Here is a 15,250-nt window from a genome sequence, read left to right as displayed (position 1 = left end):
TTCTTTTCTCAGTGCCTTTGAATAGGACGCTATATGTTGCATAAATATGACTTGTCATCTGCCCATGGATGTGTAAATATGAAAATAACTTACAGTAGAACGAGACTCTCACACCTGCCTGCACCCTTCGCGGGGCCAAAGGAGCGCTTTGGATGAGAAAAATTAAAAACGCTTTCACATCGCTGCCGATCCATCACAAAACCATTCTTCTCATCGGATTTTTGATGCTGATCAGTTTCACGTTTTATGTTTCTGTCCTAGGATACGTATTCAGAATCTATGATCGCCAAATCTATGAGAAGTCGTCCCAGGTACTGAATATGTCTTCCGTGGGCATCGAGAATCAGCTGCGCGAAATCGCCAATCTTTCCTTCAAGGTCATGTCGGACGAGGCGCTCCAGCAGTATCTTCTGCAGTTGGATAAGGCAGAATCCGGATACGAGAAAAACGGGCTGCTCAAAAAGATAACCAACCGACTTGTCGCATATGCTGGATCAGAGAAGTACATCTATTCCATGATATTTATCGATAATGATCATAACGTTATGGCTGCGGGAAACCGTGAGGGAATATCGGAGTCCATGCAGACAGAACTGATTGCACTCGGACAGCAATATTCAGGATCCAATGCATGGTATACAAGCGGAGACCAGCAAGCGAGGCTCATATCCGTGCGGCAGGTCAAGTCCTTCACTGGTGGAGCCTTCACATTGGAGAAGCTGGGAACACTGATTATCCGTGTACGGCTGGATCGTATTGTTCAGGACCAGATGCAGCATCCCGCAGAGGACTCACAGCTGTTGATTACCGATGGGCGTGAAGTCATCTATCCCACCCAATCGTCAGTGACCGATTCCGAGTTGGAATCCGAATTGAAGCGTACCCAGCCTTACGGGATTGCGATGTTTGAACAGGGAAGGAACTTCGTCGCCCGTGCGCATTCATCCTATACGGATTGGGTGTACCTTTATATGACGCCGTTTGACCAGATGTTTAAGCAAATACAGTTTGTCAAACAGTTGGTTACTGTCATTTTCTTTATGATTTTGCTGGTGGCACTTGTATTTGGAGCTAAGCTGTCTCGAAGCATTACACAGCCGATCGCCCAGTTGATTAAGAAGATGCGCAACATTGAAAAGGGTGATCTGGATAAACTGGAGGAGGCTGCTCTGGGCAATGTTCCGGTATCTTCCCAAAATGAAGTTGGGCTGCTCCATCGTACATTCAAAATGATGCTGCAGCGCATCAGGGAACTGATTGACGAGAATTATGCGAAGCAGCTGGTCATTCGGGAGACAGAGTTGAAAGCGCTTCAAGCACAAATCAATCCGCATTTTCTCTATAACACGCTGGAGTCCATTAACTGGCTGGCCAAAGTGCAGAAGCAGCGGCAAATTTCCGAAATGGTCGAGGCCCTCGGCTTCCTGCTGCGCAGTTCAGTGAATATGTCCGAGAAGTGGATCACGCTGGAAAGGGAGCTGGATATCGTCCGCAGTTATGTGACCATTCAGCGCACACGATTTGAGGAAAGGCTTGATTTTGATATGGATATTGCTCCTGAGGTGGGGAGTGCACGTCTTCCGAAGCTAACGTTACAGCCTTTGGTGGAGAATGCCATTCACTATGCGCTTGAACCAAGTATACACCCGTGCAAAATTCGGATTCGAGCTAGAGCAGAAGATGACAAGATTATCATCGAAGTAGAGGATGACGGACCGGGCATGACCCCGGAGTTTTTGGAGCAATTGCAGGAAGGGCGCATTCAGACAAGAGGGCAAGGCATAGGTTTATCCAACATCCAGGAACGGATCAGACTGACCTTCGGTGAGGAGGGCAGTATGGTCATGAGCAGCAATCCCGGTGCCGGGACCGTAGTATCGATCAGAATACCTTGGATCAGAGAGGACGATGACGATGTACAAAGTGATGCTCGTAGATGACGAACGTGTGATTTTGGAGGGGATCTCCCAAGTGGTGGATTGGGCGGCAGCCGGTACTGAATTGGTGGACACCGCCAGGAATGGGATTGAGGCATTGGACAAAATCGGGCATTCCAGACCTGATATTATTATCACCGATATATCCATGCCGGGTTTGGATGGACTAGGACTTATAGAAAAGGCTTCTGAAGCCTACCCTGGGCTTCGGTTTATCATGCTGTCCGGGTACAAAGAGTTTGAATATGCCCGCCGGGCCATGCAATATGGCGTGAAGCATTACTTGCTGAAGCCCTGCAATGAAAATCAGATACATGATGCCCTGTCGGAACTGCTTCAAGAGCATCAGGATGCACAGGTAAAAGAGCATGTGGCTGGGGAGATGAAGCAGCGGCTGCAGAGGGTACTTCCTCATGTAAAAGAACAATTTTTGCTCGAATTCATGACCAATCGGACATATGGTCCGGTCGATCTGGAATATTATCAGGAACTCTTCGATCTGAAACTTGAAGCAAGTCAAGTTCGCTTGTTATTGTTCCATATCTCGGACGAACATGACTACAGTCATTTGTTTGCCATCAAGAACATTGCCAGCGATCTGCTGCCGTATGTCTTATTAAGCACAACCATTGAAGGCAAGCTGCTGATTCTGCTTGAAGATTCAGCTGATTACGCTGACTTAAGGGAGAGAATTGAGGAAGTGAGAGCGGCTTTTACCAGGCTCTATAAGTTACAAGTGACGGCTGCACTTAGCGAAGCGGACCACATGGTCCAGTCACGGCGTCTGTATCGTGAGGCGCTGCAATGTCTGAACCATCGCTTTTTCATCGGAGAAGGTAAGTTGATCACGAAGAATGATGTAGCTATTGCCGGGGAATGTGAAGGCGTTCATGCCGAGCAGGATGCCGAACAATTGTGCCAACTGATTAAGTCGGGTAATAGCGAGGAAGCCAGTGCCGAAGTTGATCGCCTGTTTGAGCGCTTAGCCGGGCAGCAGCTTGATATTGAGGTCACCCGATCTTATGTTGTTCAGCTCTATTCGGCCATGATTCATGTCTGTCCACCTGAAGAGGCCACGGAGTTTACGCAGCGGATGGCAGAGCTTCCTCACATGGATACTTTGTCCGGACTGAAGTCTTTTATCGCCAACAGCACAGCCAATCTGACCTCTGGTTATTATAAAAATCATATAAGCCGTCAGTCTTCCGCCGTGGAGAAGATGATGGATATTGTAGATAAACACTACGGTGAGGCTGATCTTTCACTGAATGGTGTTGCCCATCAAATGCTGTATATGAATCCGGATTACCTGGGGAAAATTTTCAAAAAAGTAACAGGAGAAAACTTCTCCAACTATGTGAATCGTCTGCGCATTGAGCGTGCATGTGAGCACATTCGCCGAGGCGGGGATGTAAAGGTATTCGAGCTTGCGGAACTGTTCGGCTTCGGAGGTAATTCGCAATATTTCAGTCAGGTGTTCAAAAAGTGGACCGGCATGACACCAACCGAATACAGAAGATCCGGCATATAACAATGAATTGCAGCTCCTTGGACGTTGTATGAGGGGGACAAACAACACCGTGAAGGGTGAATGTTGTCCTCCTCTGTTTTTTGAACCAACAAGACGGATTTGTGTATTCAACTCTGGTCGTACATTTGCGAAAATGACAATATCAAGTTTGTGAAAGCGTTATCAGAAAGGCGAGGATAACCCGTTCACATAACCATATCCACACAAAAAGGGGAGATTGGCATGGTGAAAAAGGCAATATTCCTGATGATGGCTATGCTGCTGGTATTTACGGCGGCGTGCAGCTCAGATGGAGGATCGGGAGGAACATCCGCGGATGGCTCGGTGACGCTGCGTATCGCGTGGTGGGGCTCGGATACACGTCACGAATACACGCAGAAGGTCATTGACTTGTACAAAGAGAAAAATCCGAACGTCAAAATTGACGTCGAGTATGCCTCGTTTGATGACTACTGGAAAAAGCTCGCTCCACAAGCCGCAGCGAACCAGCTGCCAGACATTGTTCAGATGGATATTTCCTACATCAGCCAATATGCACAAAATGGTCAGCTGGAAGATCTGGCTCCTTACCTTGGCAATCAGATCAAGGTGGATGATGTTTCCGAAAACGTCATCAGTACTGGCGTAATCAACGGCAAGCAGTACGGTGTACCTGCCGGGGTTAACGTACTGGGCTTTCATTATGACCCGGCACTGCTCAAAAAGGCAGGAGTAGATACATTCCCGGAAAATCTGACTTGGGAGTCTTACGAAGCGCTGGGTAAACAAGCCGCAGAAAAAGGATTGTACTTGGATGGCGGGGTAGCTCCGGATATTTTCTTCCACTATTTCCTGCGGACCAAAGGCCTGTCACTTTACAATGCTGAAGGTACGGGACTTGGATATGACGATGATAAACTGTTTGTCGAGTTTTTCGGTTTGATGCGTCGCATGATCGAACAAGGAGCGGCACCATCACCGGATATCGCTAACCAGACGAAGGGGATTATTGAGGAATCCGATCTGGTCAAAGGCAAAGGGATCGGAATCTGGCAATGGTCCAACCAGTTCGTAGCCGTACAGCAAGTTGCTAACCGTCCACTGGAATTTGCTCCTATGCCTGGACCGGATATGGAGAAGGGTCTCTACATGCAGCCAAGTATGTACTGGGCAGTCACTTCGAACTCGAAAGTGAAGGAAGAAGCGGCCAAGTTCATTGATTTCTGGGTGAATGACGTGGAAGCCAACAAGCTGATCAAGGGTGAGCGCGGTGTGCCGATCTCCGGCGCAATCAAGGATGCCATTGCACCTGAACTGAGTGAGCCAACGAAACAGGTATTTGACTTTGTAGCAGCCATGGAGCCAAAAGCATCACCAATGAGCCCGCCACCACCAGTGGGTTCACCTGAAGTCATTGCGTCTCTGGCAGATGCTGTTGAGGAATTGAATTTTGGCAGAATTACACCGGAACAGGCTGCGGAGACATTCCGTAAAAACGCCGAAGCGGTTCTGGCCAACAATAAATAACAGTTGAATGATTGCTTGCTCATCCCACCCGGGATGACGGGACTGGGGCTGCTCGCTAACCGCGGGGGCCTTTCCCCGTCCAATTGTGCATCCCCGTTTGTCGGAAGCAGGCAGATCAATAAAGGAGGTTCATTCCGTTGAGGCAGTATTCGTCGTTGCGCAGAAACCTGACCGGGTACGCATTTATTAGTCCGTTTATTATCGGCTTTCTGGGCTTTACGCTGATCCCGATGTTTGTGTCCTTATACATGTCGTTCACAAGTTATAACCTGTTCACTTCTCCCCGGTGGATTGGGATGGACAACTACACCAAAATGTTTTTTGAAGACCCGAAGTATTGGAACTCGGTTAAGGTAACATTCCTGTATGTCTTCATTGGTGTTCCGCTGAGACTGGTCTTCGCACTCTTCGTTGCCATGATCCTGAATACCGGTTCCCGTATGGTCGGAACGTACCGTACGTTGTATTATCTCCCATCCATTATTGGTGGTAGTGTGGCGGTGTCGATCATGTGGCGTAACCTTTTCAGTAATGAAGGGGTTATCAACAGTGCATTGACGGCTATCGGAATCGGGCCAATCAGCTGGTTCGGTGATCCGGATGCGTCCCTGGTCATGCTGATCTCGCTGTCCGTCTGGCAGTTCGGTTCCTCCATGTTGATCTTTCTGGCAGGCCTCAAAAATATCTCCCCCGAGATGTATGAGGCAGCAGGGGTGGATGGAGCAAACCCGATACGTAAGTTCTTTAGCATCACCTTGCCGCTGCTTAGTCCAATCATCCTGTTCAACCTGATCATGCAAACCATCGGTGCCTTCATGACCTTTGTGCCTGCATACATCATCTCCAAAGGAGAGGGTGGTCCAATGGACGGTACAATGCTCTACTCGCTGTATCTGTTCCGTCAGGCCTTTATGTTTAACAATATGGGTTATGCTTCAGCAATGGCCTGGATTATGCTTATCATGATCGGTATCCTCACTGTAGCCGTGTTCCTGACATCCAAGTTCTGGGTGTTCTATGAATCTGAAGGAGGGAAGTAACGATGGTTTGGAAAAATGTAAAGTGGCCGATTTATCACCTGTTCGTTGCGGCTTTAGCCCTCCTGATGCTGTATCCGGTACTTTGGATGTTATTCAGTTCATTCAAGGAGAGCCGCACCATCTTCGTTACTGCGGAGTCCCTTTTCCCTACCGAATGGATCTGGAGCAACTATGTCGATGGCTGGAAAGGCGCGGGGGGAAGACCGTTTATGGACTACATCACCAATTCACTTGTTATCGTGGTCATTTCCACCATCGGTGCAGTATTATCCTCGTCGCTTATCGCCTTCGGTTTTGCCAGATTGAACTTCAGGGGCCGCAGCTTCTGGTTCTCCCTGATGATGTTGACTCTGATGCTGCCACATGACGTGGTGTTGGTTCCGCAATACATTATCTTTACGAAGCTGGGCTGGTTGAATACGATTCTACCGATTGTGGTACCTACATTCTTCGGAATGCCGTTCTTCATTTTCCTGATGGTACAGTTCATTCGTACGATTCCAAAAGAGCTGGATGAAGCAGCAACCATTGATGGATGTAACAAATTCAGATTGTACATTCAGATTATCATGCCGCTGATTAAGTCCTCGCTCGCGACTGCCGCAATCTTCTCCTTCTACTGGAGATGGGAGGATCTTCTGGGGCCGGTACTGTATCTGAACTCACCGGATAAATATACGGTATCAATGGCGCTCAAAATGTTCCTGGATAGCGAGTCTGCCTCCAACTGGGGAGCCATGTTCGCCATGTCCATCGTCAGTCTCATTCCGGTTGTAGCTGTATTCTTCATTTTCCAGAAACAAATTGTACAGGGCATGAGCACAAGCGGACTGAAAGGATAATAACTTCTTTCACTGGATTAACACTTCATCCAAAATGCTGAACAGGGAGGTTGTTCCTATTGGATAAGGCTCTGGGTAGTCAAGCCGTTGCCACGGAGGCAGCGGTCCACAAGAAAGAGATTATTACGCATTGGAAATTCGACTTCGGCCCGGGTGAGGGGGTTGAAGGGTACCGGAAAGTGTCAGCCAATAGTACCTACAGTGATTCGATCGGTTACGGATTTGAGCCGGATTCCCGTGTTTATGAAAGACAGCGGTTTGGTGAGACAGAAGATCGGGATCGTGTACAGCAAAATCAGAAGTACTCGGGGCAGGCCAATGTGTCTGCCCGATTGCGTTCAAGCTTCTGTATTCCACTCAAGGCATCGTTTATCGTTGATGTGCCGGACGGAACTTATCAGGTGCTTCTCATTGCCGGAGATGAGCTCGCTGAGACGGTCACCAGCGTTAAGGCTGGTGAAGGCAGATTGATGCTGCCAACGATTCGTACTCTGCCGGGACAATGTGCCGAAATCAGATTTTCAGTTGTGGTCAGAGGCGGAAGGCTGCGTCTGTCCTTCTCCGGTCCGGCCCCGCGGGTCAACGCCTTGGAGATTACACTTGCCAATCAGACGATGACCGTATTCTTGGCAGGAGATTCCACGGTAACGGATCAGCCGGAGAGCGGGTACCCATACTGTGGCTGGGGACAGCTGCTGCCAGCCCAATTCAAGCACGATGTTGCCGTTGATAATCACGCACAGTCGGGACGAAGCTCGCGCAGCTTCATCCATGAAGGCCGATTGGGTGCGATAATGAAGCATATCAAGCCGGAGGACTTCTTGTTCATTCAATTCGGACATAATGATGAGAAACCGGACCCGGAGCGGGGAACGGATCCATTCACAACCTATAAGGAATATTTGAAAAAGTATATCGATGCAGCCCGCGGAGCCGGTGCCCACCCGGTGCTGGTGACGCCAGTGCATCGGCGCTATTTCGCCGACGATGGTACGCTGACCGACACGCATGGCGATTATATTATTGCCGTGCGGGAGCTGGCACAAGAGGAAGATGTTCCGCTGATCGACCTTGCTGAACGGAGCCGTATTTTGTTTGAGCAGGCGGGAATTGAAGGCACCAAGGAATATTTCATGTGGGTGCTTCCGGGTGAATATTTGAGCTTCCCGGCTGGTGTGGAGGATAACACACACTTTCAGGAACGCGGCGGACAGCGCCTTGCCGCACAGGTAGCGGAAGCTATCCGTGAGCTAAGGCTGCAGCCGCTGCAAATGTATTTGAGGTAGCCTGAGAGTAAGAGACTCTGCACCGAAGCGTCTGCGTTTAAACAGTTATCTCTGCCTGGAAGAGAAGATGGGAAGGATGCCGGAGCATTCAGCGTTTGAGCGACGATATATCTGTTAAGTGTCAGCTGCGCAGCTCTAGGCAGTTAAACATCATAATTCATAGAGGAGGATCACGTATGACAAGAGAGCATACTGAAGCAGCCCGTTTGGCAAAGCGTGAGGCAGCAGTGCCGACAGGCCACACCTATTGGGTTATTCCAGACGGTTACATACCACCAGATAGTCGGGGCTCCCTGGAGAGTCATGAGAGCATCTGTGTTCTGAATACCGGTCTGGAGGATGCGAAACTCGATATAACGATCTTCTTCGAAGACAGAGAGCCGCTCGAGAATATTGAAGCGAGCGTGCCGGGAAGAAGAACCAGTCATATCCGGACGGCAGCACTTCATGCTGGAGATCAGTCTATTCCTGCGGGTGTCCCGTATGCCATCACCGTCGCCAGCAATGTTCCCGTCATCATCCAGTATAGTCGGCTGGATACCACCCAGCCTGAACTGGCACTGATGAGTGTCATGGCTTTTCCACTGACTTAAATTTTCATGCCAAGACGACGAGCCACCTTGCAAATGCTGCAGGTGGCTGGTCCTTTTTGCACATATTACTCCGTATATTTGTATGTGCTGGCATTGAGGATTTTCACATGGACTTTCACTTTTCCAAGTTTGAATCGTTTGATCGGATCTGCCCGGTTCTGAACCTGCTCTTTCCATAGAGCGAGGTCATGACGATACAGATGTTCCACCAGACCGTAGGAATCGATCTGGCGTGATTTGGTTTTTTCGAACGTATCACGAATTTCGGACTCAATCTGTTTCCCGGCTGCTTCCTCCATCGTTTGGGGAGACTGGTGAGTACCACGTTCTTCAACGATGATGCCTTTTGCCGAAGTAACGAGGTCGAAGGTGACCCCGCTTCCTTCCTTTCTTGCTGAAATTTTGGTATGGGGGTCATGCAGTCTAAGAGTCAGATCCGGAGTCTTGCTTCCATTATTGTAAACATACAATGGATACTGGTGGACACGATCATAATTCACGAATCGGGTACCATTGGCTTCTTCGCCTGCCACTTTGCCTTGATTGGCACCGTTCGATATGACAAAAAATCCATCCGTTTTAATTAGTGGGGGATTCTCCTCCCCATTAAACCACGTTTGGTTCCTGTTGGTGATGGATGGTAATAGAATAACCGAAGCAGGCTCACGTAAACCATCAAGAAGCTGATGGAGACGGATCGGCTCAAAGGAAGAGAACTGCTTATACAGCTTGATCGGTTCAAATAGCTCAATGGTCTGGGTCGATTGGTTTAAAAGGGCAGAGGGAGCAAGCACATCGGGTATGCTTTGTTCTGTACCGTAAATCCAAGGTGTGTATCTCAACTCACCAGAATGCAGCAGTGTATTAAAAATATCCTCGAGCCGACCGTTCAAGGCGTTTTTGGATAAAACGATTGCTTTTACATGCGTCCACAAGGTTTGTTGCTGCGAAGTCTGATAGAGATCGTTAATAGCCATGCTAAGCGTTGTGCCTTCGCCTCGCCCAATCCAGATATCACTTGCTTGCCGTGAAGTTGGCCCCTCCTGCTTGGCAATACTGGAGAAATCGATCAGTTGGGCATAAGCGATATATTTATTATCCTCGTAATCTATCCCGATTCCCGTGATAAAGTTAATGCTCTGAACCTCTTTGGAATCCCAGCAACCTGTTAGCAAGACCACACAGCTAATAAGCAAGCCACCCAGGGAAAGCCATCTATTCACGGACGTTTCCTCCGGCGGGTGGAATCCTGGGTATGGAGTGCGGCCGGACGTTTGGTCCTCTTCATGGAAGGTTTCATGGATACGGATTGGGTGAAGTCACCGGGAATATAGGGAGAGACGGGAGATAAATAGGAAACGCCATAACATTCCAAGGAAACGAGGTGTACCAGTAGGGCAAATAGCCCAAGCATGAAACCGAATAACCCAAGTATGGACGATAGGACAAGCATTCCGATCCGAACTTGAGCTGTAGCCCCGCTTAGTACCGTATTCACCAAAATGTAGCTGGAAATGACCGAAATGGCCACGGTTACTATGATGGTGGGCGAAGTTATTCCCGCACGTATAGCTGCATCTCCAATGATGAGCCCACCTACGACGCTGACAGTCTGGCCCAGTGCACGCGGCAGTCTGCGGCCTGCTTCATTAAATAATTCAAACATGAAGATCATCAGAAATGCCTCCAATGTCACTGGCAAGGGCAAGCCCATACGTGTTCCGGCAATAGTCGCCAGAAGAGGTAGAGGGATCTGCTCCACATTAAAACTGGTCAAACCGATGTAGAAGGCTGGAAAAAAACAGGCGATAAGCAAACCTGAAATCCTCAAAATCCGTTCAAAAGTCACAATAAAGAAAGGCGTACTCTCATCTTCCGGTGATTTCAGCTGATTGAACAGGGTGGTTGGGGCGATGACGGCTACAGGTGAACCTTCAATCAGAACAGCAAAACGCCCATTTAAGAGTGAGTCTACGACGTAATCAGGGCGTTCCGTATTATCGGTGAGCGGGAAAATACTGCGAATGCCACCCATAACGGCGCGTTCCATAACAGAAGTCCCAAGAAGGCCATCCAATTCGATTTGGTCCAGGTTTTTGCGAGCTTCCTTCAGAATTTCGGGATTAATAATGTCCTTTACGTACAATAGGGCAATAGCGGTCTGAGTACGGCCACCTTTTACATATTTTTCGTAACACATGGAAGAGGTTTTCATTCGTTTACGAATGAGAGCAATATTTACGCTTAATTCTTCGGTGAATCCATCACGAGGGCCTTTGACCGATGACTCAATAGCCGATTCCTCAGGGTTTCTTCCTGGTATACTTGCAATATCCACACTGCACGCTTGTTCACCGTCTCCGAAAATGAGCAGCAATTGTCCACTGAAAATGAGAAGGTTTATATTCTCTGCATCGGTAAGATCTTCTATTGGATTCAGTGTTAATCCCAATTCTTTGGGATGGGCTTCTTCAATAAGCAAAGAATGCTCTTCCAGCCGGGGAATAATGAACTGGTTAATTTGTTTGCCATCGGTCAAGCCGTCACAATATAGCATAATGACCGACTTATCGGTTTCATTTTTGGCAGGAAAAGTCTGAATAACGACATCCGCACAGGGATCGAATTGTTTTTTCAAAGAGGCAAGCAGTGTTTCATGGGACGTGATGTCAATCGCTGGGTGCTCCATGATGTTTCCTCCTCTGATGGCGTGAACTGACGAATCCAACGGTGGTGGCAATAATGGCTAATCCGCTTAGATAGATGAGATTGAATGGAAATATGTAATCGACAAGCAGCTTTTCGAATGTCATATCATCCAGACGGTACAGCATGGAAAGAATAAACAAAACAGCGATCGTAACCATGCTGATTAACCTTCTGGTGGCGCTCTTAATATTCCAAATTTCTACCACAATATACATGGCAAGGCTTATTCGGGTAAATGAACCGGCCAGCCACTGATAGATCGAGAAAAAATCGGTCTGTGCGATGTATTTGCCCAAGGAGGCAATTCGCCATTCCTCAAAAGCGGGATAACGCATTTTGGCAGCTTCAAAAGGATTGAATTCTACGATAGCACCAATAAGTGGGCCAAGAGTCAGTCCAAGAATGATAAACGCGAGCATAACATACTGCCATACACGGATTCGTTTAGCCAAGTGGGGCTGGATGTACCAGATAAAGAGCAGCTCAAACATGCCTGAAAGGCTGTACATCATGCCATGGAAAACGGGCTGCCAGCCCTGTTCGAGTACAGGAAGTAGACGGCTGTAATCCTTATATTGGGTATTTACGATGGCGACATAGAAGCCAAGCACCACAACGAGAGGCAGAACAAGCCCTGCTGTAAATGCGAGCGAACGAATCCCTTTATAGGCTGCATACGCACAAAGTGACATAAGGGCAATGCTGGTTACCAATACGGGTGTCTCTGTCAGGTAATTGGTCTTGGCCCACGTGGTGGTATCATGCAGGGTAAAGTAAATAACAGACAGGAAAAAGAGGCTGTTTCCCACCCGAAATAACAAGCCGAGGGGCTTGCCCAGATGGGAAGTCAGCCATTCATGCAGTGTTTGATGCTGAAGAAAACGAGAGACGTAGGCAAGCATGAGCGCAAAAACAACATAGGGTCCTGCGGATAGCAGGACGGAAATCCAGGAATCCCTTTTCGCTGCACTCAATAAGGCTGGAATGATCAGGACGTGGCTGATTAGGCCGACAGATAACATAATTAACATCATGGCTTGCAAAAAAGAAGGCTGTCTAGGTTTCATGCTGAGGGGTCCCCTTTTCGCGATAGACTGTCCTCAGCAGTGTTAACGTGATTGGTTCTCTTCATACAGGCGGGCCTGTAGTTCATGATGTTTCATCTCATCCTGATGTCTAACTTCATCCTTATGCTTACAAATCAAAGTAACGGATACCCATGGCCTCCCGTACTTCGAGCATCGTTTCCCGCGCGATTTTGCGGGCATGGCGGGTGCCCTCAACCAGAATTTCTTTGACCTCGTCCCCTCGTTGCTCATAATGGTTCCGCCGTTCTCGAAAAGGGGCAAGCAGTTCATTAATTGCAGTACCTGCAAACTGTTTGCAATCTCTGCATCCAATGGAACCTTCGCTGCAGCTGGCATGGATCTCTTCCGCATGAGCCTTACGGAATAATTGATGATAGGCAAATACCGGACAGATATCGGGGTGACCTGGATCAGTACGATGGATACGCGCAGGATCAGTCTTGGCCTTGGTCAGTTTGGCATTGACATCATCGGGACTCGCATTTAATGAGATGGCGTTGCCCATGCTTTTGCTCATTTTGCCGATGCCATCCAGTCCGCCGAGCCGCTCCCCGGTCAGGATTCGTGGTTCCGGCAGAACCGGAGCATAGAGTTCATTGAAACGCCGGACCAGTCTGCGTGCTGTCTCAATATGCGGAATCTGGTCTTCGCCTGCGGGAACGAGGGTCGCTTTGCAGAATGCAATATCAGCAGTCTGACTGACCGGATAGCCCAAGAAACCGTAGTACAGATCCGTATAGCCGCGATCGCTCGCTTCCGTTTTGATGGTGGGATTGTGCCGAAGGCTGTTCACAGTGACAAACATCGAGAAGATCACAGTCAATTCCGCAATCTCCGGAATCATGGATTGGATAAACAGCGTGGCCTTGTTTGGGTCAATGCCTACAGCGAGATAATCAAGAGTCACTTGATGAACGCTGCCCGCAATCAATCCTGGCTGATCATAATGAGTGGTCAGTGCCTGCACATCTGCCAGTAAAATATATGTTTTGTATTCATTTTGCAATTGTACCCGGCTGCACAGGCTGCCCACGTAATGGCCGAGATGAAGCTGCCCTGTGGTCCGGTCTCCAGTTAAAATAACATCCTTGTTCATATTCATGGTTCATTCTCCTTTGATTTTGTAATTGTTCGCGCATTCTAATCTGCTGACGCCACCAGCCATCTTCCACGACCATCACCCCCTTTCAGCCTGTTACAGTATGTAGATATCAAAAAAAGCCTCGTCCTTCATCCTGATTCCCGTGAGGGAACAGAATAGAAGGACGAAGCTTATGCTTCGCGGTGCCACCTTAATTGGCCGCTGGTTGCGGCCCACTTAGAGATACGGATCAAGATTTATGGTCAGGCTGATTGAAAAAAAACAGACCGGAACCAGCAGATATCTTGATCGATATCCTGTCCGTGGATAACGGCTGAACATGCCGCCTTGCCTACTTACCGTCCTGCACCCCGATTACAGGATACATACGTGTTCAGCTCGGAACTCCGAAGCCCATTTCCATACGACCTGTGCACCGGCTTCCACCATCCGCCGGTTCTCTGGAGCACGCTGTCGTATGTACTTCTCTTCATCATCGTTGATAACGTCCGTTTACAATTTTTCACATTGTATCATGCTTTGACTTCACTGACCAGCCTGTGTTTTCTACCACTCATATTGGTTCCGAGCACACCTGCGATAATCAGGATGGCTCCGACAAAATGGTATCTGCTGACGGGTTCATGCAAAATCCAGGCTCCACCCGCTATGGAAATCAAGGTAGAGAAGTTGCTGAATACACTCATCTTCGAAGCTTCCAGATGGGTTAACGCATAGCTGGACAGCAGAGTCGAAATCATGGTGGAGAGGATGGCCAGATAGGCCAGCGCCCCTAGATAAGATGCATCCCCGAAAGGTTTTACATAATCGCTTATCGTACCGCTGGATAAATGACGGATGACGGCGGAGACGTTAAAAACAAGACAACCGACGAGCAGGGTAACCCATGTTAATTCCATCGGCTTATACTTCTGGGTGAGCGGTCTGGCAAGCACCCCATACCCTGCAAAACAAATTGTAGAGAGCAGCAGCAGGGCAATTCCCTTGAAATTACCTGAAGTCATTCCGCTGCCTTTCATCAGGAAAATGAAGACCACTCCGGCAACAGAAAGAAGCAGGAATAGCTTTTGCAGCATAGATGTCCGTTCTTTCAAGAATACTGAAGCCAGAATAAGGGTAAAGACAGGGGCCATGGCCTGAATGATTCCGGCCTCCGATGAATTGGAGGATACCAGCCCAAATGCCTGAAAGGCAAAAAATAAAACCGGAGAAAGCAGGCCTAGCGGTATGATCCGCCACAGATCCCTCAGGGTGAGCCGAATTTTAATCCATCCCAGGACGACCGGGATGCTGACTACGAGAAGGGATAGGGCGAATCGATGTGCAAGCACATCGATCGGGTGTGCCACATTGACGGTCATTTTGACAAATAGAAAAGATAAACCAATGATAGCCGCATACATTACGGCTGCGGTATAGGCATAAGCCCGGGTACGCGTCGTATTCATATTGTTCCTCCATATAGCTTGATTATCTCGGTTGGACTAGGCAAACCCCTTGATTGTTATCACGTGCTGTAAGGTCTTTGCTTCATTCAATATACTGTCAGTTCAGTCGTGGTACAATGATGAAAAGTATAGATTGTACCGGTACAGCTATGTGGAAAGGAAAATCAT

General features: G+C 48.4%; 12 protein-coding genes and 1 other annotated feature. Of the genes, 7 read left to right on the top strand and 5 right to left on the bottom strand.

The window, feature by feature from the left end:
• The first annotated feature begins 152 nt into the window (after positions 1-152).
• The 7 genes from ABIC22_RS06425 to ABIC22_RS06395 all read left to right on the top strand — a co-directional run bounded on the left by ABIC22_RS06425 (position 153) and on the right by ABIC22_RS06395 (position 8,735).
• Positions 153-1,940 (top strand): sensor histidine kinase, encoded by a 1,788-nt coding sequence (locus ABIC22_RS06425; protein ID WP_127540716.1) that lies wholly within the window; start codon positions 153-155, stop codon positions 1,938-1,940.
• Positions 1,915-3,468 carry a response regulator transcription factor gene (locus ABIC22_RS06420; protein ID WP_354479470.1) on the top strand — a complete coding sequence of 518 codons (1,554 nt, stop codon included), beginning with the start codon at positions 1,915-1,917 and terminating at the stop codon, positions 3,466-3,468. The genes ABIC22_RS06425 and ABIC22_RS06420 overlap by 26 nt, the downstream gene beginning before the upstream one ends.
• Positions 3,469-3,690: 222 nt before the next feature.
• On the top strand, positions 3,691-4,974 hold the full coding sequence (locus ABIC22_RS06415; RefSeq protein WP_127540714.1) for an ABC transporter substrate-binding protein: 1,284 nt from the start codon (positions 3,691-3,693) through the stop codon (positions 4,972-4,974).
• Between the two features lie 137 nt (positions 4,975-5,111).
• On the top strand, positions 5,112-6,014 hold the full coding sequence (locus ABIC22_RS06410; protein WP_260503776.1) for a carbohydrate ABC transporter permease: 903 nt from the start codon (positions 5,112-5,114) through the stop codon (positions 6,012-6,014).
• Positions 6,015-6,016: 2 nt separating this feature from the next.
• Positions 6,017-6,856 (top strand): carbohydrate ABC transporter permease, encoded by an 840-nt coding sequence (locus tag ABIC22_RS06405; RefSeq protein WP_127540712.1) that lies wholly within the window; start codon positions 6,017-6,019, stop codon positions 6,854-6,856.
• Between the two features lie 119 nt (positions 6,857-6,975).
• Positions 6,976-8,142, top strand: coding sequence for a rhamnogalacturonan acetylesterase (locus ABIC22_RS06400; protein WP_354485877.1), 1,167 nt, complete (start codon positions 6,976-6,978; stop codon positions 8,140-8,142).
• Positions 8,143-8,318: 176 nt separating this feature from the next.
• The gene (locus ABIC22_RS06395) at positions 8,319-8,735 is read left to right on the top strand and encodes a sensory rhodopsin transducer (protein ID WP_354479466.1); all 417 of its coding nucleotides are present in this window, start codon (positions 8,319-8,321) and stop codon (positions 8,733-8,735) included.
• A gap of 65 nt (positions 8,736-8,800) precedes the next feature.
• Here the strand turns inward: ABIC22_RS06395 and ABIC22_RS06390 are convergent, their stop codons facing one another.
• The 5 genes from ABIC22_RS06390 to ABIC22_RS06370 all read right to left on the bottom strand — a co-directional run bounded on the left by ABIC22_RS06390 (position 8,801) and on the right by ABIC22_RS06370 (position 15,082).
• Positions 8,801-9,958, bottom strand: coding sequence for a Ger(x)C family spore germination protein (locus ABIC22_RS06390; RefSeq protein WP_354479463.1), 1,158 nt, complete (start codon positions 9,956-9,958; stop codon positions 8,801-8,803).
• Positions 9,955-11,424: a spore germination protein gene (locus ABIC22_RS06385; protein WP_354479460.1), complete on the bottom strand. Its 1,470-nt coding sequence runs from the start codon at positions 11,422-11,424 to the stop codon at positions 9,955-9,957. Before ABIC22_RS06385 ends, ABIC22_RS06390 begins: the two co-directional genes overlap by 4 nt.
• Positions 11,405-12,511, bottom strand: a complete 1,107-nt coding sequence (locus ABIC22_RS06380; RefSeq protein ID WP_354479457.1) for a GerAB/ArcD/ProY family transporter — start codon at positions 12,509-12,511, stop codon at positions 11,405-11,407. The genes ABIC22_RS06385 and ABIC22_RS06380 overlap by 20 nt, the downstream gene beginning before the upstream one ends.
• 127 nt (positions 12,512-12,638) lie before the next feature.
• Positions 12,639-13,634: a tryptophan--tRNA ligase gene (trpS, locus tag ABIC22_RS06375; protein ID WP_354479454.1), complete on the bottom strand. Its 996-nt coding sequence runs from the start codon at positions 13,632-13,634 to the stop codon at positions 12,639-12,641.
• 156 nt (positions 13,635-13,790) lie between these two features.
• Positions 13,791-14,119, bottom strand: a binding site (T-box leader).
• A 27-nt stretch (positions 14,120-14,146) separates the two neighbouring features.
• Positions 14,147-15,082, bottom strand: coding sequence for a DMT family transporter (locus tag ABIC22_RS06370; RefSeq protein ID WP_354479452.1), 936 nt, complete (start codon positions 15,080-15,082; stop codon positions 14,147-14,149).
• Between the last annotated feature and the right edge of the window lie 168 nt (positions 15,083-15,250).

This window comes from Paenibacillus sp. PvP094, from assembly GCF_040546835.1.
GTDB classification, from domain to species: Bacteria; Bacillota; Bacilli; order Paenibacillales; family Paenibacillaceae; genus Paenibacillus; species Paenibacillus illinoisensis.
This window is presented reverse-complemented; position numbering and strand designations above follow the sequence as displayed.